This window comes from Streptomyces sp. NPDC001594 (assembly GCF_042893675.1).
GTDB lineage: Bacteria > Actinomycetota > Actinomycetes > Streptomycetales > Streptomycetaceae > Streptomyces.
On record NZ_JBIAVB010000007.1, the window covers coordinates 133,802 to 159,586 of the forward strand.

22 protein-coding genes are annotated in these 25,785 nt (G+C 73.2%); 13 read left to right on the plus strand and 9 right to left on the minus strand.

Annotation, left to right across the window (positions count from 1 at the left end; all coding sequences use genetic code 11):
- Positions 1-71: 71 nt before the first annotated feature.
- Together ACFY0O_RS16425 and ACFY0O_RS16430 are read right to left on the minus strand one after the other, a co-directional pair.
- A complete protein-coding gene (locus ACFY0O_RS16425) occupies positions 72-2,060 on the minus strand; it encodes a DUF5107 domain-containing protein (RefSeq protein ID WP_388947370.1) in 1,989 nt (662 codons plus the stop codon).
- A 127-nt stretch (positions 2,061-2,187) separates the two neighbouring features.
- Positions 2,188-2,736, minus strand: a complete 549-nt coding sequence (locus ACFY0O_RS16430) for a GNAT family N-acetyltransferase (RefSeq protein WP_388947371.1) — start codon at positions 2,734-2,736, stop codon at positions 2,188-2,190.
- 35 nt (positions 2,737-2,771) lie between these two features.
- On the opposite strand from ACFY0O_RS16430, the gene ACFY0O_RS16435 reads away from it, so the two are divergent.
- Positions 2,772-3,497 carry a hypothetical protein gene (locus ACFY0O_RS16435; protein ID WP_388947372.1) on the plus strand — a complete coding sequence of 242 codons (726 nt, stop codon included), beginning with the start codon at positions 2,772-2,774 and terminating at the stop codon, positions 3,495-3,497.
- A gap of 35 nt (positions 3,498-3,532) precedes the next feature.
- On the opposite strand, the gene ACFY0O_RS16440 is transcribed toward ACFY0O_RS16435, so the two are convergent.
- From ACFY0O_RS16440 to ACFY0O_RS16455, 4 genes are all read right to left on the minus strand, one after another.
- Complete coding sequence (locus ACFY0O_RS16440) at positions 3,533-5,533, minus strand: prolyl oligopeptidase family serine peptidase (protein ID WP_388947373.1); 2,001 nt, start codon at positions 5,531-5,533, stop codon at positions 3,533-3,535.
- A gap of 13 nt (positions 5,534-5,546) precedes the next feature.
- Complete coding sequence (locus ACFY0O_RS16445; protein ID WP_388947528.1) at positions 5,547-6,932, minus strand: M20/M25/M40 family metallo-hydrolase; 1,386 nt, start codon at positions 6,930-6,932, stop codon at positions 5,547-5,549.
- A 1-nt stretch (position 6,933) separates the two neighbouring features.
- A complete protein-coding gene (locus tag ACFY0O_RS16450) occupies positions 6,934-7,767 on the minus strand; it encodes a M55 family metallopeptidase (protein WP_358899257.1) in 834 nt (277 codons plus the stop codon).
- 225 nt (positions 7,768-7,992) lie between these two features.
- A complete protein-coding gene (locus ACFY0O_RS16455; RefSeq protein ID WP_042813038.1) occupies positions 7,993-8,436 on the minus strand; it encodes an SRPBCC family protein in 444 nt (147 codons plus the stop codon).
- Between the two features lie 348 nt (positions 8,437-8,784).
- On the opposite strand from ACFY0O_RS16455, the gene ACFY0O_RS16460 reads away from it, so the two are divergent.
- A complete protein-coding gene (locus tag ACFY0O_RS16460) occupies positions 8,785-10,383 on the plus strand; it encodes an alpha/beta hydrolase (protein WP_388947374.1) in 1,599 nt (532 codons plus the stop codon).
- A 64-nt stretch (positions 10,384-10,447) separates the two neighbouring features.
- On the opposite strand, the gene ACFY0O_RS16465 is transcribed toward ACFY0O_RS16460, so the two are convergent.
- On the minus strand, positions 10,448-11,017 hold the full coding sequence (locus ACFY0O_RS16465; RefSeq protein WP_388947375.1) for a HEAT repeat domain-containing protein: 570 nt from the start codon (positions 11,015-11,017) through the stop codon (positions 10,448-10,450).
- 512 nt (positions 11,018-11,529) lie between these two features.
- Between ACFY0O_RS16465 and ACFY0O_RS16470 the strand changes: the two genes are divergently transcribed.
- From ACFY0O_RS16470 to ACFY0O_RS16520, 11 genes are all read left to right on the plus strand, one after another.
- Positions 11,530-13,344 (plus strand): 3-hydroxyacyl-CoA dehydrogenase family protein, encoded by a 1,815-nt coding sequence (locus tag ACFY0O_RS16470; RefSeq protein ID WP_388947376.1) that lies wholly within the window; start codon positions 11,530-11,532, stop codon positions 13,342-13,344.
- Between the two features lie 163 nt (positions 13,345-13,507).
- On the plus strand, positions 13,508-14,323 hold the full coding sequence (locus ACFY0O_RS16475) for a TetR family transcriptional regulator (protein WP_388947377.1): 816 nt from the start codon (positions 13,508-13,510) through the stop codon (positions 14,321-14,323).
- A 391-nt stretch (positions 14,324-14,714) separates the two neighbouring features.
- The gene (gene ccrA / locus ACFY0O_RS16480) at positions 14,715-16,052 is read left to right on the plus strand and encodes a crotonyl-CoA carboxylase/reductase (RefSeq protein ID WP_388947378.1); all 1,338 of its coding nucleotides are present in this window, start codon (positions 14,715-14,717) and stop codon (positions 16,050-16,052) included.
- A gap of 31 nt (positions 16,053-16,083) precedes the next feature.
- Entirely contained in the window at positions 16,084-18,135 is a 2,052-nt protein-coding gene (locus ACFY0O_RS16485) for a protein meaA (RefSeq protein ID WP_388947379.1), read from the plus strand.
- Positions 18,132-19,106 (plus strand): CoA ester lyase, encoded by a 975-nt coding sequence (locus tag ACFY0O_RS16490; RefSeq protein ID WP_123511815.1) that lies wholly within the window; start codon positions 18,132-18,134, stop codon positions 19,104-19,106. Before ACFY0O_RS16485 ends, ACFY0O_RS16490 begins: the two co-directional genes overlap by 4 nt.
- 4 nt (positions 19,107-19,110) lie before the next feature.
- A complete protein-coding gene (locus ACFY0O_RS16495; RefSeq protein WP_100862510.1) occupies positions 19,111-19,623 on the plus strand; it encodes a MaoC family dehydratase in 513 nt (170 codons plus the stop codon).
- Positions 19,624-19,625: 2 nt separating this feature from the next.
- On the plus strand, positions 19,626-20,831 hold the full coding sequence (locus tag ACFY0O_RS16500) for an acyl-CoA dehydrogenase family protein (RefSeq protein WP_358894858.1): 1,206 nt from the start codon (positions 19,626-19,628) through the stop codon (positions 20,829-20,831).
- 186 nt (positions 20,832-21,017) lie between these two features.
- Positions 21,018-21,674 (plus strand): phosphatidylserine decarboxylase, encoded by a 657-nt coding sequence (locus ACFY0O_RS16505; protein WP_045951332.1) that lies wholly within the window; start codon positions 21,018-21,020, stop codon positions 21,672-21,674.
- The gene (gene pssA, locus ACFY0O_RS16510) at positions 21,661-22,521 is read left to right on the plus strand and encodes a CDP-diacylglycerol--serine O-phosphatidyltransferase (protein WP_237293154.1); all 861 of its coding nucleotides are present in this window, start codon (positions 21,661-21,663) and stop codon (positions 22,519-22,521) included. Before ACFY0O_RS16505 ends, pssA begins: the two co-directional genes overlap by 14 nt.
- 270 nt (positions 22,522-22,791) lie before the next feature.
- The gene (locus ACFY0O_RS16515; RefSeq protein WP_388947380.1) at positions 22,792-24,288 is read left to right on the plus strand and encodes an AlkA N-terminal domain-containing protein; all 1,497 of its coding nucleotides are present in this window, start codon (positions 22,792-22,794) and stop codon (positions 24,286-24,288) included.
- Positions 24,285-24,788: a methylated-DNA--[protein]-cysteine S-methyltransferase gene (locus tag ACFY0O_RS16520; RefSeq protein WP_388947381.1), complete on the plus strand. Its 504-nt coding sequence runs from the start codon at positions 24,285-24,287 to the stop codon at positions 24,786-24,788. Before ACFY0O_RS16515 ends, ACFY0O_RS16520 begins: the two co-directional genes overlap by 4 nt.
- 11 nt (positions 24,789-24,799) lie before the next feature.
- Here the strand turns inward: ACFY0O_RS16520 and ACFY0O_RS16525 are convergent, their stop codons facing one another.
- Together ACFY0O_RS16525 and ACFY0O_RS16530 are read right to left on the minus strand one after the other, a co-directional pair.
- The gene (locus ACFY0O_RS16525; protein WP_079430546.1) at positions 24,800-25,228 is read right to left on the minus strand and encodes a hypothetical protein; all 429 of its coding nucleotides are present in this window, start codon (positions 25,226-25,228) and stop codon (positions 24,800-24,802) included.
- Positions 25,225-25,749 (minus strand): NUDIX domain-containing protein, encoded by a 525-nt coding sequence (locus ACFY0O_RS16530; protein ID WP_388947382.1) that lies wholly within the window; start codon positions 25,747-25,749, stop codon positions 25,225-25,227. Before ACFY0O_RS16530 ends, ACFY0O_RS16525 begins: the two co-directional genes overlap by 4 nt.
- Between the last annotated feature and the right edge of the window lie 36 nt (positions 25,750-25,785).

A 25,785-nucleotide genomic window follows, 5' to 3' on the forward strand; every position in this document is an offset into this window, starting at 1 on the left:
CCCCGACACCGTGCGCTCCGCGCCCGGTGCGCTCAATCGGGGTCTGGGGGCGGAGCCCCCAGCCCCGGGGGCTACGTCGGAGGCCGCATGCGGAAGTCGTACGGGGCCGGGAGGGGGGCGGCCGAGACCGTCGACCAGACCTCCTCCAGCGTCTCCTCCCCCTCCCGGAGGTCCGCCGCCTCGAAGCCCTCCTCGAAGACCCGCCGGGCCGCCCCCACGTGCCCCTCCGCCGCGAGCAGCCGCGCGGCGAGCAGCCGGAAGCGCCCCTGTTCCCGCAGGTCGGGCCGCAGCCGCTCCCACACCGCCCGCGCCCCCGCCGGCCGGCCCGCCGCCAGCAGGGCGGTCATCGCCTCGCGGCCCAGCGCCGACTCCGCCGCCGTCCACGCCTCGCCGCCCCCGCTCTCCGCCGCCAGGTCCTCGAACGCCTCCGCGTACCGGTCGGCCGCCCGCTCCGGATCCCCGGCCAGCGCGTCCGCCACCGCCAGGCACCTCAGCAGCGGCCACCGCGACGGCGCCAGCGCCAGCCCGCGCTCCCAGCTGCGTACGGCCTGGGCCGTGTCCCCCGCGTGCCACTGGGCCACGCCCAGGTGGTACTCGGTCAGCGGGTCCGCCGGGGCGGTCTCCAGCATGTCGCGCCAGTGCGCGGCGACCAGGCTCGGCCCCGGCGGGACCACCCGCCGCGGCGTCGGGTGGACGCCGGTCCGCCACAGCGCCAGCCAGGGTTCCTGGGCCTCCTCCAGGACGGCCTCGGGGAACGGGGTGCCGGGCAGGGAGTAGCCCCCGCGCAGCACCTCCAGCGCGCCCCAGCCCGAGCCCCGCGCCAGCCACTCCGCGGGCCCGCCGTCCGGCTCGGCGTCGGCTGAGCCGCGCCGCCACGCCTCGTGGGCCGCGTCCAGGGTGCCGGGCGGGAGCGCCGCGTCCAGTGCCGACCCGGCGGCGGCACGCGCCGCCGCCCAGTCGTCGCCGTGCACCGCGGCGGGGTCCGCGGACAGCGGCCCGTACGCCTCCAGCCAGCTGAACTCCGCCCCGGCGTCCAGCCGTACGTGTTCCAGCTGGGTCCGGGCGAGCCCGGCCTGGATCTCCGCGTAGCCGCCGGTGCCGGGCTCCGTCAGCCACTCCTGCCAGCGCCGGCCGCCCGGACCCGCGCCCCACACGAACAGCTTGCGCCCGCGCAGCAGCCCCGTGGAGGCCTGGACCAGGCCGTGCCCGTCGGCGTCGAGGGCGGCGATCCAGGGCCGGGCGGCGGCGCCGGGCTCGACCTCGTAGAAGAAGTCGGCGGGGTAGGTGCTGTCCAGCGGGTAGCTGCGGTCCGCGTCCTCCCACCGGGGTACGGGGATCCGGCGCAGCGCCCGCTCGTACCCGAAGTGCCAGGCCTCCTCGGCGGGGGCGAGCACCCGGGTGCCGGAGTTCTCGGGGACGGCGGTGTTGGACCACCAGTAGACGGCGGCGGGACGTTCGTGCGGGTTGCGCACGCGGACCCCGACGTACAGGAAGTCCGAGTCCTCCGGCAGCCACAGGTCCACCTGGAACGGCAGGTCGCGCAGCCGCTCCCACTCCCACAGCCGCACCATCACCCCGCCGTCGGGCGCCGGCACCAGCGCGGCGTGCAACGGGGCGCAGGACAGGGCGGTGTGGCCGGTCGCGCCGATGTTCCACTCGACGCCGCCGGAGAACCAGGCGCCGTTGAGGGCGAAGTTCGCGGGCTGGAACACCGGGTTGCGGTAGAGGAGTTCACGGCCGGTGGGGAGGTGGACGAGGGAGTGGATCCGCCCTCCGAGGCCGGGCAGCACGGTGGCGCGCAGCCGTCCGTTGTCGATGACGACCGCCTCGAACTCCCGCTCCTCGCGCCGCCGTCCGTACCCGTCGCGGATCCGGACCGGGAGCAGGGAGCGCAGCGGCTCGTACCCGATCTGACGGGCCATGTCGCGCGGCAGCCCCGCGCGCGAGCGCTCGTCCAGGTCGTGCACCCCGTCGGGGGCGCGGAGGGCGGGCAGGGGGTTGTCGGGGCCCAGGGGGGCGGCGGGGAGGATCAGTGGGACACGTCGGACGGTGGTGGCCATGGGGGAATGGAACACGGCGGTGGGGCCGGTGCACAGGGGTTCCGCGCATGACCACCGGTCAGGATTACGCAAAGGGGCGCGGCCGAGCGTGTGTCCGGGTGCGGGCGCGGGGGGGCGCCGCGCGGCGTCAGGGTGCCGGGGCGGTGCGGGCCCAGCGTTCGTGGTCGCGCCAGGCGCCCGCGACGTGGAGGAAGTCCGGGGACAGGCCCTCCAGCCGGAACCCCCTCCCCCGCACCAGGGCGATCGACGCCGTGTTCCCCGGCTGGATGTTCGCCTCCAGCCGGTGCAGCCCCAGGCCGGTGTCCGCGAAGGCGTGGGCGAGGAGGAGGTCCAGCCCCTCCCCCAGCAGCCCCCGCCCCGCCGCGTGCGCGAAGGCCCCGTACCCCAGCGCCCCGGACTGGAAGGCGCCCCGCACGATGTTGTTGACGTTGACGAACCCGGCGATGGCCCCGCCGGTGAGCTCGCAGACCAGGAAGCCGGCCCGGAGTCCGCCTTCCGCCAGGCCGGCGGCGTACGGCTCGTACGCGTCGAGGGTGTCCGGCGGGTACAGCCACGGTTCGTGCAGCGCGCGGCTCTCGCGGACCCGGGCGGTGAACTCCGGTCCGTCGGCGGGCCGGAAGGGGCGCAGCCCGACCCGCTCGCCCTCGCTCAGGTACGGGGACGTGGAATATGGCATCGCTCCAGGCTACGGGCCGTGGCAGCATCCCGGGTGTGATCAACGAACCGGACATCTCCGGGCTGCTCCGTGCCGCCGCCCGCAACAACGCCGAGTGGTGCGGGGCCGTTTCCCGTGGCGGGCACTTCCGCCGCACCCTGTGGTGCAGTCCCCGGCGTACTCCGCCGCTGTACCCCGACGCCGTCACGCTCACCCCCGCGGCGTCGGCCGCCGACGTGCTCGCCGGGGTCGACACCGCCACGCCCGGCTGCTCGGTGAAGGACAGTTTCGCCTCGCTCGACCTGGCCCCGGCCGGGTTCGAGGTGCTGTTCGAGGCGCAGTGGATCCACCGCCCGGCGGGGGCCGCCGCCGCGCCGGCCGCCGCCGCTTCCGCCGGGGGCGGGCCGGAGTGGGACGAGGTCGAGGGGCCCCACGGGCAGCTGCGGGCCTGGGAGGCGGCCTGGTCCGGCGGGGAGGGTACGGGACTGTTCCACCCCGGGCTGGTGCGGGAGGGCATCGTCTTCCTGGCCGGCTACGTCGAGGGCCGGATCGCGGCCGGGGCCGTCCTCAGCACGGGCGGCGGTGTGGTGGGCGTCTCGAACGTGTTCGGTCGGAGCGGCGAGGACATCGACTCCGCCTGGCCCGCCGCCCTGGACGCGGCCGCCCGCCACTGGCCCGGCCTGCCGGTGGTGGGCTACGAGCACGGGGACGGCCTGGACGCCGCCGTCCGCGCCGGGTTCGCCCCGATCGGCCCGCTGCGCGTCTGGCTTCAGACGGCCTGAGCCCCGCCCCCCGCGGTCCGGCCTGAGGCGCCGCTTCAGCCCCCGTCCAGTTCCAGCCGCGGCACGTCCGGCCTGTCCAGGCCGAAGACCTGGGCGTAGAGGGAGAGTTCGGCCTCCAGGGCACGGACCATCGTCTCCGCCCGGCGGAAGCCGTGGCCCTCGCCCTCGAAGGCGAGGTACGCGTGCGGGACCACCGGGGTCCGGGTGCGCAGGGCGGCCAGCAGGCGTTCCGCCTGGGCGGGCGGGCAGACCGGGTCGTCCAGCCCCTGGAGGAGGACGAACGGGGCGGTGATCCGGTCGGCGCGGGCCACGGGCGAGCGTTCCCGGCAGCGCAGTTCCAGGGTCTGCGGCGGGCCGGCCAGCCCGTCGATGTAGTGCGACTCCAGGTCGTGGGTCTCGGCGGCGAAGCCCCGCAGGTCCAGGACCGGGTAGATGACCGCGGCGCACGCGTACGGGCCGCCGGCGGCCAGGGAGGCGGCGGCCGTCCAACCGCCCGCGCTGCCGCCCCGGATGGCGAGGCGGGCGGGGTCGGCGGTGCCCTCGTCGGCCAGGGCGCGGGCCACGGACGCGCAGTCCTCCACGTCCACCACGCCCCACTGTTCGCGCAGGCGCTCGCGGTAGGCGCGGCCGTAGCCGGTGGAGCCGCCGTAGTTCACCTCGACGACGCCGATGCCGCGCGAGGTGAAGTAGGCGATGTGCAGGTCCAGTACGGGCGGGACGTGGTCGGTGGGGCCGCCGTGCGCCCACACCACGTACGGGGGGAGCTCCTCGGCGGGGGCGCGCTGGGCGGGGTGGTGGGGCGGGTAGACGTGGGCGTGGATCTCACGGCCGCCGGGGCCGGGGAAGGTACGGCTCTGCGGCTCGGGGTAGTACGCCGGGTCCACGGGGTCCGCGGCCGGGGCGCCGACCACCCGGGCGTGCCCGGTGGCGGTGTCCAGCTCGACGACCTCGTACGCGCTGCGCGGGCTGGCGGCGACCCCGTAGACGCGGGTGCCGCTGACGGCGAGGCCGGGCTGCCAGGCCGTCCAGGGGCCGGCGGCGTCCACGAGGTCGCCGCTGTCGGGGTCGAGGACGCCGAGGACGCAGGAGCCCCGGCCGTGGAGGACGGCCACCGGTCCCTCCGGCAGCGGCGCCAGCCAGGTCAGCCCCGGCTTCCACAGGGGGCCGCCGAACTCCTCCTCGCGGGGGCAGAGGGCGACGGGCCCGCCGCCGCCGGTGTCCACCCGGTAGGGGTTCCACCAGCCGCTGCGGTCGCTCACCGCGAGCAGGCTCCCGTCGGCCGCCCACGCCGCCTGGGCGACGGCCTCGTCCGGCCCGCCGAGGACCGTGCGGGCCGGGCCGAGCGTGCCGTCGGGGCGGACGTCGGCCAGCTGGAGTTCCGTGCCGTCCCAGGGCATGCGGGGGTGGTCCCACACCAGCCAGGCCGCGCTGCGCCCGTCGGGGGAGGGCTTCGGACCGGTGCGGAAGCGGTGCCGGTCGCCGGTGAGCTCCCGTACGGCGGACCGGTCGGCGGCGGCGGAGCCGTCCAGCGGGACGGCGGCCGCGACGCGGCGTACGTCGCCGGGGGCGGGGCCGGTGAACTCCTCCAGCACGCACCAGACTTCGCCGCCGCGCAGCACCGGGTCGGCCCAGCGCAGCCCGCCGCCGACCGCCGAGAGCGGGGTGAGCGGGCGGGGCGGCGGTGCGCCGGGGGCGTCGGGCTCGTAGGCGTAGAGCCGCTGGTCGGCGTGGTGCACGAAGACCACCAGCGGTCCCCCGTCGGCCCGTTCGGCCCCCGCCCAGGGCAGGCCGCCGTACTCGGTGAGCCGGCTGCGCACGTTCCAGGGGGCGGGCAGCACCGCCCGGGCGGGGCCGCCGTCGGCGGGCCGGCGCACCAGGGTGCGGCGGCCGCCCTCCTCGGGGCGGGGTTCGGTCCACCACACCTCGGGGCCGATGGTGCCGACGTACTCGGGGCGTCCGTCGTGGGCGGCCGCCTGGGCGGCGGTGAGCGGCGAGGGCCAGCTGCCGTAGGGGGCGCAGGGGGCGGCCGCGGCCATCACCGGGCCCCCATCACAGGGTCCGCAGGGCGCGGTCCAGGACGCGGACCCCGAAGTGCAGGGCGTCGACGGGGACCCGTTCGTCCACGCCGTGGAAGAGGGACCAGTAGTCGAAGCCGGGCGGCAGCTTGAGCGGGGAGTATCCGTAGCCGGTGATGCCGAGGCGGGAGAACTGTTTGGCGTCGGTGCCGCCCGCCATGCAGAACGGGACGGCGTGCCCGTCGGGGTCGAAGTGTTCGACGGCCTCGCGCAGGACGGCGTAGGTCCGGCCGTCCACGGGGGCTTCGAGGGCGACCTCCCGGTGGTGGAACTCCCAGTCGACGCCGGGGCCGGTGAGTTCGTCGAGGACGGCGGCGAACTCGGCCTCGCCGCCGGGCAGCGTGCGGCCGTCGACGTGGGCGGTGGCGCGGCCGGGGATCACGTTGAGCTTGTAACCGGCGCTGAACATGGTCGGGTTGGCGCTGTTGCGCAGGGTGGCCTCGACGAGGGCGGCGGCCGGTCCGAGTTTGCCGAGGACCGCTTCGAGGTCGGTGCCGGGGACGCGCGGGTCGACGGACAGGCCCTGGACGGCGGCGAGTTCGGTGATGCAGGCGGCGACGGTGTCGGTGAGGCGCAGTGGCCACTCGTGCGCCCCGATGCGGGCGACGGCGGCGGCGAGGCGGGTGACGGCGTTGTCCCGGTTGGGTTTGGAGCCGTGCCCGGTGGTCCCGTGCGCGGTCAACTTCAGCCAGGCGGTGCCGCGTTCGCCGGCGGCGATGGGGTAGAGGGCCCGGCCGGCTCCCGTGTGCAGGGTGAAGGCGCCGGATTCGCTGAGGCCCTCGGTACAGCCTTCGAAGAGGTGCGGGTGGTGGTCGGCGAGGAAGCCGGAGCCGTCGACGGCGCTGTCCTCCTCGTCGGCGGTGAAGGCGATGACCACGTCCCGCCGCGGCCGGACGCCGGTGCGCGCCCAGGCCCTGACGAGGGCCAGCACCATCGCGTCCATGTTCTTCATGTCGACGGCGCCGCGGCCCCAGACCACCCCGTCGCGGACCTCTCCGGAGAAGGGGTCGACGCTCCAGTCGGCGGCCTCGGCGGGGACCACGTCGAGGTGGCCGTGGACGAGGAGGGCGGGGGCGCAGGGGTCGGTGCCCTCCAGGCGGGCCACCACGTTGGTGCGGCCCGGGGTGCGTTCGAGGAGGACGGGTTCCAGCCCGGCGGCGGCGAGACGCTCGGCGGCGTACTCGGCGGCGGGCCGCTCCCGGCAGTCGCCGCCGCCCCGGTTGCTCGTGTCGATGCGGATCAGCTCCGAGGTGAACGCGACCACCTCCTCGAACGCCGCCGCGTCCAGGGCGTCGGCCGGGGCGTGGGGGTCCGTCGCGGGGGGGCCCGCCGCGCCGGGGCCGCCGTTCAGCCGTTGCATGTCAGCCATACTGCTCCTCCAGAGCCGCCGAGACGACCGTGGTGACCGCCTTGAAGGTGCGGATCGCCTCGTACATGGTCCCGCTGGTGTACGCGATCCGGCGTTCGCCGGTCCGTTCGACGCCCGGGACGACGGTGGCGGCCATCGACAGGTGCTCCGCGTCGAACTCCACCTCCGTCGTGTGCGGTCCGCCGCGCACCGGTTCGTGCCGGACGGCGAGCTTCACGGCCTCGGTGGCGGCGGCCCGGATGTCGGCGGCGGTGCGGGCCGGGGTGCGGCAGACCGCCGCGTAGCGCGATACGTGGTCCTTGACGGCGACGGTGCGGGCGTCCGGGGCGTAGCCGGCGGCGTCGGCGCAGGTCAGGTCGTCGCCGGTGACGAGGATGACGGGGACGCCGTACTCGGCGACGACATGGGCGTTGAGGACGCCCTCACTGGCGCGCAGTCCGTCGAGCCAGACCCCGGTGAGGGAGTTGGCGAGGTAGGTGTGGGCGAGGACGCCCTCGGCGCCGGCGCCGGTGTGGTAGCCGACGAAGGCGACGCCGTCGACGTCCCCGTGCTGGACGCCCTCGACCATGGAGAGGGACTTGTGCCGGCCGGTGATCATCTCGGCGCGGGCGTCGAGCTTCTCCAGCAGCAGGTTGCGCATGGTCCAGTGGGCCTCGTTGACGAGGACCGCGTCGGCGCCGCCGTCGAAGAAGCCGAGGACGGCGGCGTTGACGTCGGAGGTGAACATGGACCGGCAGCGTTCCCACTGCGGGGTCCCCGGCAGCACGTCGGCGGGCCAGGTGACGCCGGTGGCGCCTTCCATGTCGGCTGAGATGAGGATCTTCATCGGGCCCCCCGGTGGTGTCGGGTCGACAGGAGCCCCACCCTAGCCGTCCGGGCGCGCCCCGGCCCGGGGGCCGCGCCCGGGACGCGCGGGGCGCGGGGGCGGGGCTTGACGCGGGTGCGGCCGGGGCGGCCGGGACGTCCGCCGGGGGTCCGGGAATTCCACCCGAACCGGTGAGCCGCGCGTGGGGAGTTGCCCTGACGGCGGCCGGCGGCCGGGGTCAGGCGGTCAGGCCTCGACCTCGCGGGCCAGGTTGTCGAGGACGGTGTCGTAGATGCGGCCGAGGCCCTTGGGCGCGAAGGTGCGCTCGAAGAAGCCGCCGATGCCGCCCGCGCCGTTCCAGACGGTGCTGACGACGGCCTTGGACTTGCCTTCGCCGGCCGGGGTGACGGTCCAGGTGGTGACCATGGAGGAGTTGCGGTCCTTCTCCACGAGCTGGCCGTCCGTGGGCTCGGTGACCTCCAGCAGGCAGTCGCGGACGCGCTTGCTGGTGGCCTGGAGCTTCCAGTGGACCAGGGTGCCCTCGCCGTCGCCGCCCTCGCGCACCTCGTACTCGCTGAAGTGCTCGGGGAGCAGCTTGCCCCGGGTGCCGGTGTAGTCCGCCAGCGCGTCGAAGACGGTCTCCGCGTCGGCCCCGATGATGCGCTCCGTGGTGGCCTCGACCTGCGCCATAGCTGTTCCTCCAGCAGTTGTGTCCGTTCTTCGCGGCAAGCCAACCACCTCCGGGGCGGCCGCCCAAATCCGGGCCGGGCGGATCCCGGCCCGTCCGGGTCGGCGCGGCGGCACCGGCGGTACTCCATCTGCGGCCCCCGGTACCGGCGGTGCGCGGGCCGGTCCGGGGGCGCGCGGCGCGCCCGGCCGGGCCGGGCCGGGCGGACTCCCGGCACGTCACCGCGGGCGACGCCGTGACCCGGACGCCGCCCGAGGGGTCATCACATCGGGCCAATGGGCGGCCCAATCCCGCTTTCCGGGCGCGGTTTCCGGGACGATTCCGCCCAGACCCCTCGGCTGGGAGGCCCCATGCTCCACCCCGTTCCGCACCCCCCGAAGCAGCGCGGCCCCGTGAAGAGGCGCGCCGCCCTGCTGCTGGCGATCTCCACGGTCGCCGCGGCCCTCGCGAGTCCCGTCACCGCCGCCGCCCCGGCCCCCGCACCGGCCGCCGCGGGGCTGCGCTGGACCGGCTGCGCGACCCCCCGCTACCCGACGCTGCAGTGCGCCTCCCTCAAGGTCCCCCTCGACCACGAGCGGCCCGCCGGGCGGCAGATCTCCCTGGCCCTGACCCGGGTCCCGCACACCGCCTCCGGCTCCTCCTTCCAGGGCCCCCTGCTGGTCAACCCCGGCGGCCCGGGCGGCAGCGGCCGCGCGCTGGCCGGGTTCGTCGCGTCCGCCCTGCCCAAGGACGTGGCGGGCCGGTTCGACGTGATCGGCTTCGACCCCCGGGGCGTGGGCAAGAGCGAGCCCGCCCTCGACTGCGGGGCCGGGCACTTCAAGCCCGTACGGCCGGACTCGGTACCGCTGGACGCGGCGACGGAGCAGGCCAATCTGGACCGGGTGCGCTCGTTCGCCGAGTCCTGCCAGGCCAAGCACGCGGACGTGCTGCCGTACGTGGGCACCGTTTCGGCCGCCCGCGACCTGGAGGTGCTGCGGACGGCGCTGGGGGCGCCGAAGCTCAGCTACTTCGGCTACTCCTACGGCACCTACCTGGGCGCGGTGTACGCCAAGCTGCACCCGGACCGGGTGCACCGCCTCGTCCTGGACTCCGTGGTCGACCCCGGCGGGGTCTGGTACGAGGACAACCTGGCCCAGGACCAGGCCTTCGACGCCCGCCACAAGGCCTTCCTGGCCTGGGTGGCGCAGTACGACTCCACGTACCACCTGGGCACCGACCCGGCCGCCGTCGAGCGGCGCTGGTACGCGATGCGCGAGGCGCTGCGCGGGACCCCGGCCGGGGGGAAGGTGGGCCCGGCCGAGCTGGAGGACACGTACATGCCGGGCGGCTACTACAACGGCTACTGGCCGCACCTGGCCGAGGCGTTCGCGGCGTACGCGGTGAAGCAGGACCCGAAGCCGCTGGTGGCGGCGTACGAGCGGTTCGGCGCGGTGGAGCCCTCGGCGGGCAACTCCTACAGCGTGTACACGGCCGTGCAGTGCCGGGACTCCGCGTGGCCCAGGGACTGGAACACCTGGCGGGCCGACATGTGGCGCACGCACGCCAAGGCGCCGTTCATGACCTGGAACAACGCCTGGTACAACGCGCCGTGCGCGTTCTGGCCGGAGGAGCCGCTCCGGGCCCCGGACGTGACGAACACCGCGCTCCCGGGAGCGCTGCTGTTCCAGGCCACGGAGGACGCGGCGACCCCGTACGAGGGGGCGGTGAGCATGCGCCGCCGGCTGGCGGGCTCGGCGCTGGTGGTGGAGCAGGGCGGCGGCAACCACGGCATCGCGCTGGCGGGCAACAAGTGCCTGGACGAGAAGCTGGCGGCGTACCTGAGGACGGGTCAGGCCTCCGACGCCACCTGCCCGGCGCAGCCGGCCCCGAAGCCGACGACGCAGACGCGGGCGGTCCCGTCCTCGGCGGGCGGGGCCGCCCTGCACGGCCTGTTGGGCTTCCGCGGCTGAGGCTTCCTGGGGGCTCCGCCCCCAGACCCTCCCCCAGCGCCTCGAACGCCCGCCCGGCCAGGGACTACGCGTCGGGGTGGTGGGTCATCAGCCGGTTGAGGGCGTCCGTGGCCGCCAGGGCCAGCCGGGGGTGGGCCTGGGCGCGGACCAGGACGTCGCGGGCCCGGGTGTCGGCCAGGGCGCCCAGGCCCTCGACGCAGGCCAGCGCCACCCGCCAGTACGGGTCGTGCGGGGCCAGCAGCCGCGACAGGGTCGAGATCAGGGCGGGGGCCGACTCGGGCGCCCGCAGCGCGGCCAGCAGCCGCACCGGGTGCAGGGCGTAGGCGGTGCGCAGGGTGTTGGTGGCGAGGGCGGCGGCCGCGCGGGCGGTGCGCGGGTCGTCGAGCACACCGAGGGCCTGCGCCGCGGCCTCGCAGCGGGCGGGGTCGCGGTGGTTGAGCAGCAGGACCAGCGTCTCGAAGGCGCGCCGGTCCCGGGCCATGCCCAGCCGGTACGCGGCCAGCTCGCGGGCCCACAGGGGCTGCCCGGCCGAGGTCAGCGAGGCGGCCAGCCCGTCGGGGCCGGCCGCCAGCAGCTCCTCGTACCCGGGGGATCCGTCCGACTCGGCCCGCAGGCGTTCCAGTACCTCGTTCACGCGGCCACCCTAGGGCTCCGCGCGCCGCGCCACGCCCGGTTCGCCGGAGTTCCGGACGTCCGCTGATCGATCATCGATGATCGGTACATTTGGGCGGTACAGGTCACATCTCCGCGCTCTGGCGCGCGGGTTACCGCGGAGTTACTGTCTCTTCCATACGCACGGGACCGGCCTGGTGACGCAGCCGCCCCGTGCCAGTCGGTTCACCGCTCCACCCGTACGCACGGCAGGACCCCGGGACAGGGTCGTGCCGCCAGGCCCGCCGCGCCCGTCCTCCGGGCACGGCCACCAGGGCCGCCTCGAAGGGCAGCAGCCCCACCCCGGCACGCCGTACGGCTCTCCACGCACCGCGTCGACGCACGCCCCCGGGCACGGCGTCGTGCGCCGCGTTCCCGACCGCCCCGTATGCCCCGCCCCCGTACGCCCGCACGACGGGCCGTACGGCACCCCGCGCGCACCGTGCACCGCGCGCGCCCTCCCAGTCGTCACCCTCATTCCACTGGAGTCCCGCGATGGACCTTCCGTCCACGTCCAGTCCCTCCTCCCTCCCCTCCTCCCTGCGCACCGTCGCCGTCGTCGGCCTCGGCACCATGGGCACCGGCATCGCCGAGGTCCTCGCCCGGTCCGGCCGCGAGGTCGTCGGCATCGACGTCAGCGAGGCGGCCGTCCGCCGGGCCGCCGGGGCCCTCGCGGCCGCCACGGCCCGCTCGGTGGCCAAGGAGAAGCTCACCGAGCGGGAGCGCGAGGAGGTCCTCGCCCGCTTCCGCACCTCCACCGAGCTCTCCGCCGCCGCCGACGCCGACCTGGTGATCGAGGTGGTCCCCGAGGACTACGACCTCAAGCACCGGGTCTTCGAGGAGCTGGACGCGGTCGTCCGGCCCGACACCCTCCTGGCCACCGGCACCAACGCGCTGTCCGTGACCCGGCTCGCCGCCGAGTCGCTGCGCCCCGAGCGCGTCCTGGGCCTGCACTTCTTCAACCCGGCCCCGGCGATGAAGCTCGTGGAGATCGTCTCCAGCGTGCTGACGTCCCCGGTCGCGGTCGAGGCGGTCACCGCCCTGGCCCGGGAGCTCGGCAAGGAGCCCGTCGCGGTCGGCGACCGGCCCGGCTTCGTCGCCGACGGCCTGCTCTTCGGCTACCTGAACCAGGCCGCGGCCATGTACGAGGCCAAGTACGCCTCCCGCGAGGACATCGACGCGGCGATGAAGCTGGGCTGCGGCCTGCCGATGGGCCCGCTGGCCCTCCTCGACCTGGTGGGCGTGGACACCGCCCGGACCGTCCTGGAGGCCATGTACGCCTCCTCCGGCGACCGGCTGCACGCCCCGGCCCCGATCCTGGGCCACCTGGTGGAGGCCGGCCTGACCGGGCAGAAGGCGGGCCGCGGCTTCTACACGTACGAGGCCCCGGGCAGCTCCAAGATCGTCCGCGACCTGCAGACCCCGCTGGACGGCTCGCTGCTGGGCTCCGGCCGCCCGGTCCACTCGGTCGGCGTGGCCGGCTCCGGGACCATGGCGAGCGGGATCGCGCAGGTCTTCGCGCAGGCCGGCTACCCGGTGGTGCTGGCCGCCCGGAGCCAGGAGAAGGCGGAGGCCGCGAAGGCCGCGATCGGGAAGTCCCTGGGCCGTGCGGTGTCCAGGGGCCGCCTGACCGAGGACGCCGCGGCGCAGACCCTCGACCTGATCACCCCGGCCGGCTCGCTGGAGGCCTTCGCCGAGGTGGACCTGGCCGTGGAGGCCGTCGCCGAGGACCTGGAGGTCAAGCAGCAGCTCTTCGCGGGCCTGGACAAGGTCTGCAAGCCGGGCGCGGTGCTGGCCACCACCACCTCCTCGCTGCCGGTGATCGCCGTGGCACGGGCCACCGAGCGCCCGCAGGACGTGATCGGCATGCACTTCTTCAACCCGGCGCCGGCCATGAAGCTGGTCGAGGTGGTCCGGACCGTCCTGACCGCCGACGACGTGCACGCCACGGTCCGCGAGGTCTGCGGGAAGGTCCGCAAGCACGCGGTGGACTGCGGGGACCGGGCGGGGTTCATCGTGAACGCGCTGCTGTTCCCGTACCTGAACAACGCGGTCAAGATGGTCGAGCAGCACTACGCGAGCCTCGACGACATCGACGCCGCGATGAAGCTGGGCGGCGGCTACCCGATGGGGCCCTTCGAGCTCCTCGACGTGGTCGGCCTGGACGTGTCGCTGGCCATCGAGAAGGTGCTCCACCAGGAGTTCCGCGACCCGGGCCTGGCCCCGTCGCCGCTGCTGGAGCACCTGGTGGCGGCGGGCTGCCTGGGCCGGAAGACCGGCCGCGGTTTCCGTGAGTACGCCCGCCGGTAACCCGCCGGGCCCTGAGCAGGATGCGTGGGGAGGGCTGCTCGGGTCCGCCGGACCCTCACGGCGGACATACCCTCCCGAGCCCAGTGCGGGCCCTCCCCCGCATCCGCCCCCCTCCCACCCCCCTCCGGCGCGCGCGCCCGCCCGGATGAAGTACTTTCGCTCTATGTCCCAGCCCGCCAAGACCTCACCCCGCGCCGCCTCGGCGTCCGACGCCCCGGAGGGGACGGCGGGCAGCCGGGCGGCCGCCCAGCGCCTGAAGATGCGCCGCGAGCTCGCCGCGGCGGCCATGGAGCTGTTCGCGACGAAGGGGTACGAGGCCACGACGGTCGACGAGATCGCCGCGGCCGCCGGGGTGGCGCGGCGGACCTTCTTCCGGCACTTCCGCTCCAAGGAAGAGGCGATCTTCCCGGACCACGACGACACCCTGATCCGCGCCGAGGCGGTCCTGGACGTGGCCCCGGCGCACGAGCACCCGCTCGACACGGTGTGCCGGGGGATCAAGGAGGTCATGAAGATGTACGCCGCCTCGCCGGCGGTGTCCGTGGAGCGCTACCGGCTGACCCGCGAGGTGCCGGCTCTGCGGGAGCGGGAGATCGCCTCGGTGGCCCGCTACGAGCGGCTGTTCACCCGCTACCTGCTGGCCCATTTCGACGAGACCGAGCCCCACGACGGCAACGACGACCCGCTGCTGGCGGAGGTGGCCGCCTCGGCGGTGGTGACCGCGCACAACCACGTGCTGCGGCGCTGGCTGCGGGCCGGCGGCCAGGGGGACGTGGAGGCGCAGCTGGACCACGCCTTCGGCATCGTGCGCAAGACCTTCGGCTCCGGGATCGGCGCGGGCCGCACCCTGGCCGGCGCCGGAGCGGCCCCGCAGACCGCGGTGCGCACCGAGGGCGAGGTGCTCGTCGCGGTGGCCCGGACCGACGCCCCGCTCGACGAGGTCATGCGGACCATCGAAGAAGCGCTCAAGAACAAGTAAGTCGCCCTCGTCACAGTGGCCGCTCCCGTTCCGGGGGCGGCCACTGCTGTTTGTCCGAGTTGCCCCTACTCGCGGGTAACTCTGATCGATCATCGCTCATATGCGCAGGTCAATCGGCAATTGAGAGAAATTCTTGGCACGTAGTGCCTTGCCGAGTGGCACGGGGTGCCATACGTTGAATCCCGTCCGGACGTCCCCGCGGTCCTCGCCCAATCGGCACGGAACGCGCCCCGGATGCCTGCGTCACCAGGCCCCCGCCCGCCCCACCACAGGCGCGGCCGCTCTGCCGGACCGACGGCACCGCAGTACCCGCCCCACGCTCCCACCCACGCACCGCGTACCCCTCACCCCTCAGCGCACCCTCAATCAGCGCTCAGCCGGAGGCAACACCGTGAAGGACATCCTGGACGCGATTCAGTCGCAGTCCGCCACCGCCGCAGACTTCGCGGCGCTGCCGCTGCCCGACTCGTACCGCGCGATCACCGTGCACAAGGACGAGACCGAGATGTTCGACGGTCTCGCCAGCCGCGACAAGGACCCCCGCAAGTCCCTGCACCTGGACCAGGTCCCGGTGCCGGAACTCGGCCCGGGCGAGGCCCTGGTGGCCGTCATGGCCTCCTCGGTCAACTACAACTCCGTGTGGACCTCGATCTTCGAGCCGCTGTCCACCTTCGGCTTCCTGGAGCGCTACGGCCGCGTCTCGGAGCTCACCAAGCGCCACGACCTCCCGTACCACATCATCGGCTCCGACCTCGCGGGCGTCGTCCTGCGCACCGGCCCCGGCGTCAACGCCTGGAAGCCCGGCGACGAGGTCGTCGCGCACTGCCTGTCGGTGGAGCTGGAGTCCTCGGACGGCCACAACGACACGATGCTCGACCCCGAGCAGCGCATCTGGGGCTTCGAGACCAACTTCGGCGGCCTCGCGGAGATCGCCCTGGTCAAGTCCAACCAGCTGATGCCCAAGCCCGACCACCTCAGCTGGGAGGAGGCCGCCTCCCCCGGCCTGGTGAACTCCACCGCCTACCGCCAGCTGGTCTCCCGCAACGGCGCCGGGATGAAGCAGGGCGACAACGTCCTGATCTGGGGCGCCAGCGGCGGCCTCGGCTCCTACGCCACCCAGTTCGCGCTGGCCGGCGGCGCCAACCCGATCTGCGTCGTCTCCTCCCCCGAGAAGGCCGAGATCTGCCGCTCCATGGGCGCCGAGGCGGTCATCGACCGCAACGCCGAGGGCTACAAGTTCTGGAAGGACGAGCAGACCCAGGACCCCAAGGAGTGGAAGCGCTTCGGCAAGCGCATCCGCGAGCTGACCGGCGGCGAGGACATCGACATCGTCTTCGAGCACCCGGGCCGCGAGACCTTCGGCGCCTCCGTCTTCGTCACCCGCAAGGGCGGCACGATCACCACCTGCGCCTCCACCTCGGGCTACATGCACGAGTACGACAACCGCTACCTGTGGATGTCGCTGAAGCGGATCATCGGCTCGCACTTCGCGAACTACCGCGAGGCCTGGGAGGCCAACCGCCTGATCGCCAAGGGCAAGATCCACCCCACCCTCTCCAAGGTCTACTCCCTGGAGCAGACCGGCCAGGCCGCCTACGACGTCCACCGCAACCTCCACCAGGGCAAGGTCGGCGTCCTCGCCCTCGCCCCCGAGGAAGGCCTCGGCGTGCGCGACCACGAGCTGCGCGCCAAGCACCTCGACGCCATCAACCGCTTCCGCAACGTCTGAGTCCGCTCAAAGGCCATAAGGATCGCCTGAGATGACAGAGCGCCAGAAGGACCGTCCGTGGCTCATGCGGACGTACGCCGGCCACTCCACGGCCGAGGCGTCCAACGAGCTGTACCGCCGCAACCTCGCCAAGGGACAGACCGGCCTGTCGGTGGCCTTCGACCTGCCGACGCAGACCGGCTACGACCCGGACCACATCCTCGCCCGCGGCGAGGTCGGCCGGGTCGGGGTCCCGGTCTCCCACCTGGGCGACATGCGGCGGCTGTTCCAGGACATACCCCTGGAGCAGATGAACACCTCGATGACGATCAACGCCACCGCCATGTGGCTGCTGGCGCTCTACCAGGTGGCCGCCGAGGAGCAGGGCGCGGACATCGCCAAGCTCCAGGGCACCACCCAGAACGACATCGTCAAGGAGTACCTCTCGCGCGGGACGCACGTCTTCCCGCCGGGACCGTCCCTCCGCCTGACGACGGACATGATCGCGTACACGGTCAACCACATCCCGAAGTGGAACCCGATCAACATCTGCAGCTACCACCTGCAGGAGGCCGGGGCCACCCCGGTCCAGGAGATCGCGTACGCGATGTCCACCGCGATCGCCGTCCTGGACTCGGTGCGCGACTCGGGCCAGGTGCCCGAGGAGCGCTTCGGCGAGGTGGTCGCCCGGATCTCCTTCTTCGTGAACGCGGGCGTCCGCTTCATCGAGGAGATGTGCAAGATGCGCGCCTTCGGCCGCATCTGGGACCAGGTCACCCGGGAGCGCTACGGCATCGAGGACGCCAAGCAGCGCCGCTTCCGCTACGGCGTCCAGGTCAACTCCCTCGGCCTGACCGAGGCCCAGCCGGAGAACAACGTCCAGCGCATCGTCCTGGAGATGCTGGCCGTCACCCTCTCCAAGGACGCCCGCGCCCGCGCGGTGCAGCTGCCCGCCTGGAACGAGGCGCTGGGCCTGCCCCGGCCCTGGGACCAGCAGTGGTCGCTGCGCATCCAGCAGGTCCTCGCCCACGAGAGCGACCTGCTGGAGTACGAGGACATCTTCGCCGGCTCCCACGTCATCGAGGCCAAGGTCGACTCCCTGGTCGCCGACTGCCTGGCCGAGATCGACCGGATCCAGGAGATGGGCGGCGCGATGGCCGCCGTCGAGTCCGGGTACCTGAAGGGCGAGCTGGTCGCCTCGCACGCCGAGCGGCGCGCCCGGATCGAGTCCGGCGAGGACAAGATCGTCGGGGTGAACTGCTTCGAGCAGTCCGAGGAGAACCCGCTGACGGCCGACCTGGACGGCGCCATCATGACGGTCGACCCGGCCACCGAGGCGCTGACCGTGGAGCGGATCGTCCGCTGGCGGGCCGAGCGGCAGGAGTCCTCGGACCGCCAGGGGAACGGCGACCCCTTCGTCTTCCCGACGGTGATGCAGGCCCTGGACCGGCTCAAGGAGGCCGCCGCCGGGACCGAGAACCTGATGGAGGCCACCTTGGAGTGCGCCCGCGCCGGTGTCACGACCGGCGAGTGGGCCAACGCCCTGCGCGAGGTCTTCGGTGAGTTCCGCGCCCCGACCGGGGTCTCCTCGGCCCCGGTGGCGGTCACCGCCGAGGAGGGCACCCCGATGGCCCTGGTCCGCGAGAAGGTCGCCCGCACCGCCGAGGACCTGGGCTCCGGTCGGCTGCGCCTGCTGGTCGGCAAGCCGGGTCTGGACGGGCACTCCAACGGCGCCGAGCAGATCGCCGTCCGGGCCCGCGACGCCGGGTTCGAGGTGGTCTACCAGGGCATCCGGCTGACGCCCGAGGAGATCTCGACGGCGGCGCTGGCCGAGGACGTGCACTGCGTGGGACTGTCCATCCTGTCCGGTTCGCACAGCGCGCTCGTCCCGGACGTCCTGGAACGCCTGCGTACGGCGGGGGCGGGTGACATCCCCGTGGTCCTCGGCGGCATCATTCCGAACGCCGATGCCATCGCCCTCAAGGCGGCCGGAGTGGCCGCCGTGTTCACACCCAAGGACTTCGGTATCACGGAGATCATCGGCCGTATCGTCGACGAGATCCGGAAAGCGAACAAGCTCGACCCTCTGGAGGTCCCCGCATGACCACGCCCACGTCTCCCGTGAACCGGCTGCGGCCGCGCCGCTCCTGCCTCGCGGTGCCGGGATCGAACCCGCGCTTCCTGGAGAAGGCCCAGGGCCTGCCGGCCGACCAGGTCTTCCTCGACCTGGAGGACGCCTGCGCCCCGCTCGCCAAGGAAGGCGCCCGCCACACCATCGTGGACGCGCTGAACAACGGCGACTGGACCGGCAAGACCCGCGTGGTGCGCGTCAACGACTGGACCACCCACTGGACCTACCGCGACGTGATCACGGTCGTGGAGGGCGCCGGGCAGAACCTCGACTGCATCATGCTGCCGAAGGTCCAGGACGCCCAGCAGATCGTGGCGCTGGACCTCCTGCTGACGCAGATCGAGAAGACGATGGGCTTCGAGGTCGGCAAGATCGGCATCGAGGCGCAGATCGAGAACGCCCAGGGCCTCAACAACGTCAACGCGATCGCGCAGGCCTCCCAGCGCGTGGAGACGATCATCTTCGGCCCGGCCGACTTCATGGCCTCCATCAACATGAAGTCGCTGGTCGTGGGCGAGCAGCCGCCCGGCTACCCGGCGGACGCCTACCACTACATCCTGATGAAGATCCTGATGGCCGCCCGCGCCAACAACCTGCAGGCGATCGACGGCCCCTACCTCCAGATCAAGAACGTGGACGGGTACCGCGAGGTCGCCGGGCGCGCCGCGGCCCTCGGCTTCGACGGCAAGTGGGTGCTGCACCCGGGCCAGGTCGAGGCGGCCAACGAGGTCTTCTCCCCCTCCCAGGAGGACTACGACCACGCCGAGCTGATCCTCGACGCGTACGACTGGTGCACCTCCGAGGCCGGCGGCAAGAAGGGCTCGGCCATGCTCGGCGACGAGATGATCGACGAGGCCAGCCGCAAGATGGCCCTGGTCATCGCGGGCAAGGGCCGCGCCGCCGGCATGCAGCGCACCACCAAGTTCGAGATCCCGGAGGCGTAGGGCCATGCAGTTCGGACGCACGTACGAGGAGTTCGAGGTCGGGGCCGTCTACAAGCACTGGCCCGGGAAGACGGTCACGGAGTACGACGACCACCTCTTCTGTCTGCTGACCATGAACCACCACCCGCTCCACATGGACAGCAATTACGCCGAGAACACGACCGACTTCGGCAAGAACGTCGTCGTGGGCAACTACATCTACTCCCTGCTGCTCGGCATGTCCGTGCCGGACGTCTCCGGGAAGGCCATCGCCAACCTGGAGATCGAGTCCCTGCGGCACGTGGCGCCGACCTTCCACGGCGACACGATCTACGGCGAGACCACGGTCCTCGACAAGACCCCGTCGAAGTCCAAGGACGACCGCGGGATCGTGTACGTGGAGACCAAGGGCTACAAGCAGGACGGCACCCTCGTCTGCGTCTTCCGGCGCAAGGTGATGGTCCCGACCGAGACGTACATCAAGGCGCGCGGCGGCGAACAGCCCGGCCGCCCGGAGCTGAAGACGCAGGAGAAGTAGCCATGGCCCGACTCGCCCAGACCGCCGGACTCACCGACGTCCAGCAGGAGATCCTGAAGACCGTCCGGGAGTTCGTCGACAAGGAGATCATCCCGGTCGCGACCGAGCTGGAGCACCGCGACGAGTACCCGCAGCAGATCGTCGACGGCCTCAAGGAGCTCGGCCTCTTCGGCCTGATGATCCCCGAGGAGTACGGCGGTCTCGGCGAGTCGCTCCTCACCTACGCCCTGTGCGTCGAGGAGATAGCCCGCGGCTGGATGTCCGTCTCGGGCATCATCAACACCCACTTCATCGTGGCGTACATGCTCAAGCAGCACGGCACGCAGGAGCAGAAGGACCACTTCCTGCCCCGCATGGCGCTGGGCGAGGTGCGCGGCGCGTTCTCGATGTCGGAGCCGGGCCTGGGCTCGGACGTGTCGGCGATCACGTCGAAGGCGGTGAAGGACGGCGACGAGTACGTCCTGAACGGCCAGAAGATGTGGCTGACGAACGGCGGCTCGTCGACCCTCGTGGCCGTCCTGGTGCGGAGTGACGAAGGACACCCCGAGGGCACGGCCCCGCACAAGTCGATGACCACCTTCCTCGTCGAGAAGGAGCCGGGCTTCGGTGAGGTCCGTCCGGGCCTGACCATCCCGGGCAAGATCGACAAGATGGGCTACAAGGGCGTCGACACCACCGAGCTGATCATGGACGGACTGCGCATTCCGGCCAATCGGGTACTCGGCGGCCAGACCGGCCGAGGGTTTTACCAAATGATGGACGGGGTCGAGGTCGGCCGCGTCAACGTGGCGGCCCGTGGCTGCGGCGTCGCGCAGCGTGCGTTCGAGCTGGGTGTCTCTTATGCCCAGCAACGTCACACTTTCGGCAAGGCCATCGCCCAGCACCAGGCCATCCAGTTCAAGCTGGCCGAGATGGCTACCAAGGTCGAAGCGGCCCATGCCATGATGGTGAACGCAGCACGCAAAAAGGACTCTGGGGAACGAAACGACCTTGAGGCCGGCATGGCGAAGTACCTCGCCTCCGAATACTGCAAGGAGGTCGTCGAAGATGCCTTCCGCATCCACGGCGGCTACGGATTCTCGAAGGAGTACGAGATCGAGCGCCTCTACCGGGAGGCCCCGATGCTTCTGATCGGTGAGGGTACCGCCGAGATCCAGAAAATGATCATCGGGCGCCGCCTGCTCGAGGAGTACCGAGTCCAGGGCTGAAAGTCCCTTTTGCAGTGATTCTTCCCACGGTTTTCCGTGGGAGGATCACTGCCAGTCACTGGCTGGGGGCCATCGACTCGGCTTCTGGCTTGCCCAGTTGTTGCGCGCAACCGATAGCATTCCAGTAAAGCCGCCGTCCCGTCCCCCCGTTTGCGGCGCGGCAATCACCCGCTACGAAGGTCATCCATGCCCCACAGCCAAACCTCTGCACCTCGCGACAGCCGACTCGGCGTACGCCTCGCGCGCGGAGCATCGCCGTGGCTTCTGCCGACCGTTGCCACCGCGGCCCTCAGCCTGACCCGGGCCCGCAAGTCCGGCCGATGGGCCGCCGTGGCCGTGCCCACGACCGCTCTCGCGGCGGGCATGCTGTGGTTCTTCCGCGACCCCGAGCGCGAGATCGCGCAGGGCCGCGTCATCTCGCCGGCCGACGGTGTGGTGCAGAGCATCATGCCGTGGAAGGACGGGCGCACCCGCGTCGCGATCTTCATGAGCCCGCTGAACGTCCACGTCAACCGCGCGCCCCTGGCGGGCACGGTGACGTCCGTGGAGCACATCCCCGGCGGGTTCGTCCCGGCGTTCAACAAGGAGAGCGAGAACAACGAGCGCGTCGTCTGGCACTTCGACACCGAGCTCGGCGACATCGAGATGGTGCAGATCGCCGGCGCCGTCGCCCGTCGCATCGTCCCGTACCTGCCGGCCGGTACCAAGGTGGAGCAGGGCGAACGCATCGGTCTGATCCGCTTCGGCTCCCGCGTCGACATCTACCTCCCGGAGGGCGTCGAGGTCGCGGTCGAGGTCGGTCAGGCCACCACCGCGGGGGTGACCCGAATTGACCGTGACTGACCCCGAGACTCCTGCCACCGGCTGGGTGCCCGAGTCCGCCCCGGAGGAGTCCGCCGAGGACGACATGCCGCTCTCGCTGCGGCTGTCGATAGCGGACACGCTCACCCTGGGCAACGCGACGTGCGGATTCATGGCGGTGTACTTCACCACCACCGGGATCCTCATCCCGCACCTCACCGGCAGCGGCGAGTCCGGCATGGCCCGGCACAGCGCGGCGACCGCGGTGATACTGATGCTCCTCGCGGCGGTCTTCGACCTCTTCGACGGCATCGTGGCCCGCAAGCTGCGCAGCTCCCCGATGGGCGCCGAGCTGGACAACCTGTCCGACCTGATCAGCTTCGGCCTCGCGCCGGCGTACTTCGTGCTGGTCTACGGGATGGTCGCCGACGACGCGCACCAGAAGGTGTCGGCGCTGGCGGCGATCGTGGTGCTGCTGGCGGTCGTGCTGCGGCTGGCCAGGTTCAGCTGCGTGACGATGAAGGACGGCATGTTCCAGGGCATGCCGAGCCCCTTCGGCGCGCTGACGGTCGTCTCGATCGTGCTGCTGGAGCTGCCGTTCGTGCCGACCCTGCTGGCGATCGTGGGCGTGGCCTGGCTGATGGTGAGCCGGGTCGAGTACCCGAAGCCGCGGGGGGCTCTCGCGGCGGCGATGCTCAGCTGGATCGTGGGGGCCATGGGGCTCCTGGCGGCGTGGGCGTTCGACGCGCCGGGCGGGCAGCTGCTGCTCCAGACGGGGTGCGCGCTGCAGATCGCCCTGGCGGCGACGATTCCGCTGTTCGCGACGACCCGTCGCGCGAACACGTTCCGCCACAACCGGCGCGAGGCGCGTGCGGCGCAGCTGCCGTAGCGCTGCCGCGCGTGTGTCTCGAAGGCCCCGGGGTGCCACTTGGCCCCCGGGGCCTTCTCCGTTCCCACGCGGGGCTGCGCGGGGGTCTGGGGGAGTTTGAGCGCACCGGGCGCGGAGCGTCCGGTATCGGGTCAGGGGCGGAGCCCCTGGGAACGGTGGAAGGGCGGGTAGGGGACGGCCCCGCGCAGCGGCACACCCGCCCCCGGGACGGTTAGGCTTGATGTCGGAAAACCGCCAGCCCGCTGCCCGGCCTGCCGGGATGCTGGAGCCATGTACACCGACACCGACCGCTGCGTGCGGGCCGTGCAGTCGAAGGACGCCCGTTTCGACGGGTGGTTCTTCACCGCGGTCCGGACGACCGGCATCTACTGCCGGCCCAGCTGCCCGGCCGTGCCGCCCAAGGTCGAGAACATGAGCTTCCTGCCCAGTGCCGCCGCCTGCCAGCAGGCCGGCTACCGGGCCTGCAAGCGGTGCCGGCCCGACACCAGCCCCGGCTCCCCCGAGTGGAACGCCCGCGCCGACGCCGTCGCCCGTGCGATGCGGCTCATCCAGGACGGGGTCGTGGACCGCGAAGGGGTCCCGGGGCTCGCCGCGCGCCTCGGGTACTCCGCCCGGCAGGTCGAGCGGCAGCTGAACGCCGAGCTCGGCGCCGGCCCCCTCGCCCTGGCCCGCGCCCAGCGCGCGCAGACCGCCCGGCTGCTCATCGAGACCTCCGAGCTCCCGATGGGCGACGTGGCCTTCGCCGCCGGGTTCTCCTCCATCCGCAACTTCAACGAGACGGTCCGGGAGGTCTTCGCCCTCACCCCCGGCGAGCTGCGGGCCCGCGCCGCCCGGGCGGGGAGGCGGGAGCCCCGCGTCCCCGGCACCCTCAGCCTGCGGCTGCCCTACCGGGCCCCGCTCACTCCCGACAACCTCTTCGGGCACCTCGTCGCCACCGCCGTCCCCGGCGTGGAGGAGTGGCGCGACGGGGCCTACCGGCGGACCCTGCGCCTGCCGCACGGCTCCGGGATCGTCGCCCTCACCCCCGGCCCCGAGCACATCGGCTGCCGGCTCGCCCTGACCGACCTGCGGGACCTGACCATCGCCATCAGCCGCTGCCGGTGGATGCTCGACCTGGACGCCGACCCCGAGGCCGTCGACGACCAGCTGCGCACCGACCCGCTGCTGGCCCCGCTCGTGGACAAGGCCCCGGGGCGCCGGGTGCCCCGTACCGTCGACGCGGCGGAGTTCGCCGTACGGGCGGTGCTCGGCCAGCAGGTGTCCACGGCCGCCGCGCGAACCCACGCGGCCCGCCTGGTGACCGCCTACGGGGAGCCCGTCGAGGACCCGCAGGGCGGGCTGAGCCACCTGTTCCCCTCGCCGGAGGCGCTGGCGGGCCTCGACCCCGAGGCGCTGTCCATGCCGCGCAGCCGCCGCACCACGCTCACCACCCTGGTCGCGGCGCTCGCGGACGGCTCGCTGCCGCTGGGCATCGACAGCGACTGGGAGGCGGCCCGCGCCCGGCTGAACGCCCTGCCCGGTTTCGGGCCCTGGACCACCGAGGTCATCGCGATGCGGGCCCTGGGCGACCCCGACGCCTTCCTGCCGTCCGACCTCGGCGTCCGCAAGGCCGCCCGGGGTCTGGGGCTGCCGTCCACGCCCGCCGCGCTCACCGCCCGGGCGGCCGGCTGGCGGCCCTGGCGCGCCTACGCCGTCCAGTACCTCTGGGCGACCGACGACCACGCGATCAACCGCATGCCCGCAGCAGGAGAAGGAGCACAGTCGTGAACAGCAGCAGGCAGCACACCGTTGTCGCCAGCCCGTACGGGGAGCTGACCCTGGTCGCCACCGACGGGGTCCTCAGCGGGCTGTACATGACCGGCCAGCGCCACCGCCCGGACGAGGAGTCCTTCGGCGAGCGGGTGGCGGCGGACGAGGAGCCGTTCCCGGAGGTGCTGCGGCAGCTGGCCGCGTACTTCGCCGGGGAGCTGACCGAGTTCACCGTGCCGGTGAAGCTGGAGGGGACCGCGTTCCAGCGCAGCGTCTGGGAGCAGCTCGTCCGGATCCCGTACGGGCAGACCTGGTCGTACGGGCGGCTGGCGGAGGAGCTGGGCAAGCCGGGCGCCTCCCGCGCGGTGGGCCTGGCCAACGGGAAGAACCCGGTGGGCATCATCGTGCCCTGCCACCGCGTGATCGGCGCCTCCGGCTCGATGACGGGCTACGGCGGCGGGATCGAGCGCAAGGTGCGCCTGCTGGAGTTCGAGAGCCGCGGCGCCGGGACCCGGTAGGCCCCAGCCCCCTAGACCACCGCCAGGGGGACCAGGAGGGCGAAGCCCGCGCCCGCTTCGACGGCGTAGGCGTAGAGCGACGGGTGCTGGACCGGCGCGGCGAGCAGGACCACGCTCTGCTGGGTCGCGGCGGCCTTCACCCACTCGTCGTCGGCACCCAGCCGGCCCTGGTACCAGCCCTCGCAGGGGCCCGGGCCGGTGACGGCGAGGACGTCGTCCTCGCGCCGGTAGAAGGCCTGCCAGCCCTCGGCCGGCGCGGACCAGGCCTCGAAGTCCTCGAAGGAGGCCCAGCCGCCCTCGCGGATGGCGGTGTCGAAGAGCCAGACCGGCATCCCCTCGGGGGAGAGTTCGCCGCCCGACTGCTCCTCGGTGGTGAAGTGGACCATGGGAAGTGCGTCGGGACCGTCGGCCGTGCTCGGCCAGGCGTACATCGTGATCATCGGTTGATTCTGCCCTGGGTGGAGGAGTGCGGGACAGGCCGGCCGTTCTCCAGTTCCACGGTGCCCTCGCCCGACTCCAGCACGCGGCAGGCCTCTTGGGTGCGCAGACCGAGCGATCCGAGGAGGTAGGCGGGGAGTTCGGCGGGCTCGACGAGCTTCCAGGAGAGCAGTTCCGCCTCCTGGAGGGTGATCGAGGCGAGCTGCTCGGCGTCGAGCACTCCGCCGTCGTAGAGGTAGGCCACCAGCGGCGGGCGGCCCGGGCCCACGCTCCAGTCGACGGCGAGGAGCCGGCCCAGCGGCAGGTCGAGGCCGATCTCCTCGGCGCTCTCCCGGCGGGCCGCGGTGCGCGGGGACTCGTTCCGGTCGGATTCGACCGTGCCGCCCGGCAGGGCCCAGCCCTCGCGGTAGTTGGGCTCCACGATCAGGACGCGGCCCCGCTCGTCGCGGAAGAGGGCGGCCGCGCCGGCCAGCACCCGGGGCAGGCTCGCGATGTAGGTGGCGTAGTCATCCGTGGTGGTCACGCCGCCACCCTAACGGGCCCGCCCGGGGCCCGTTCC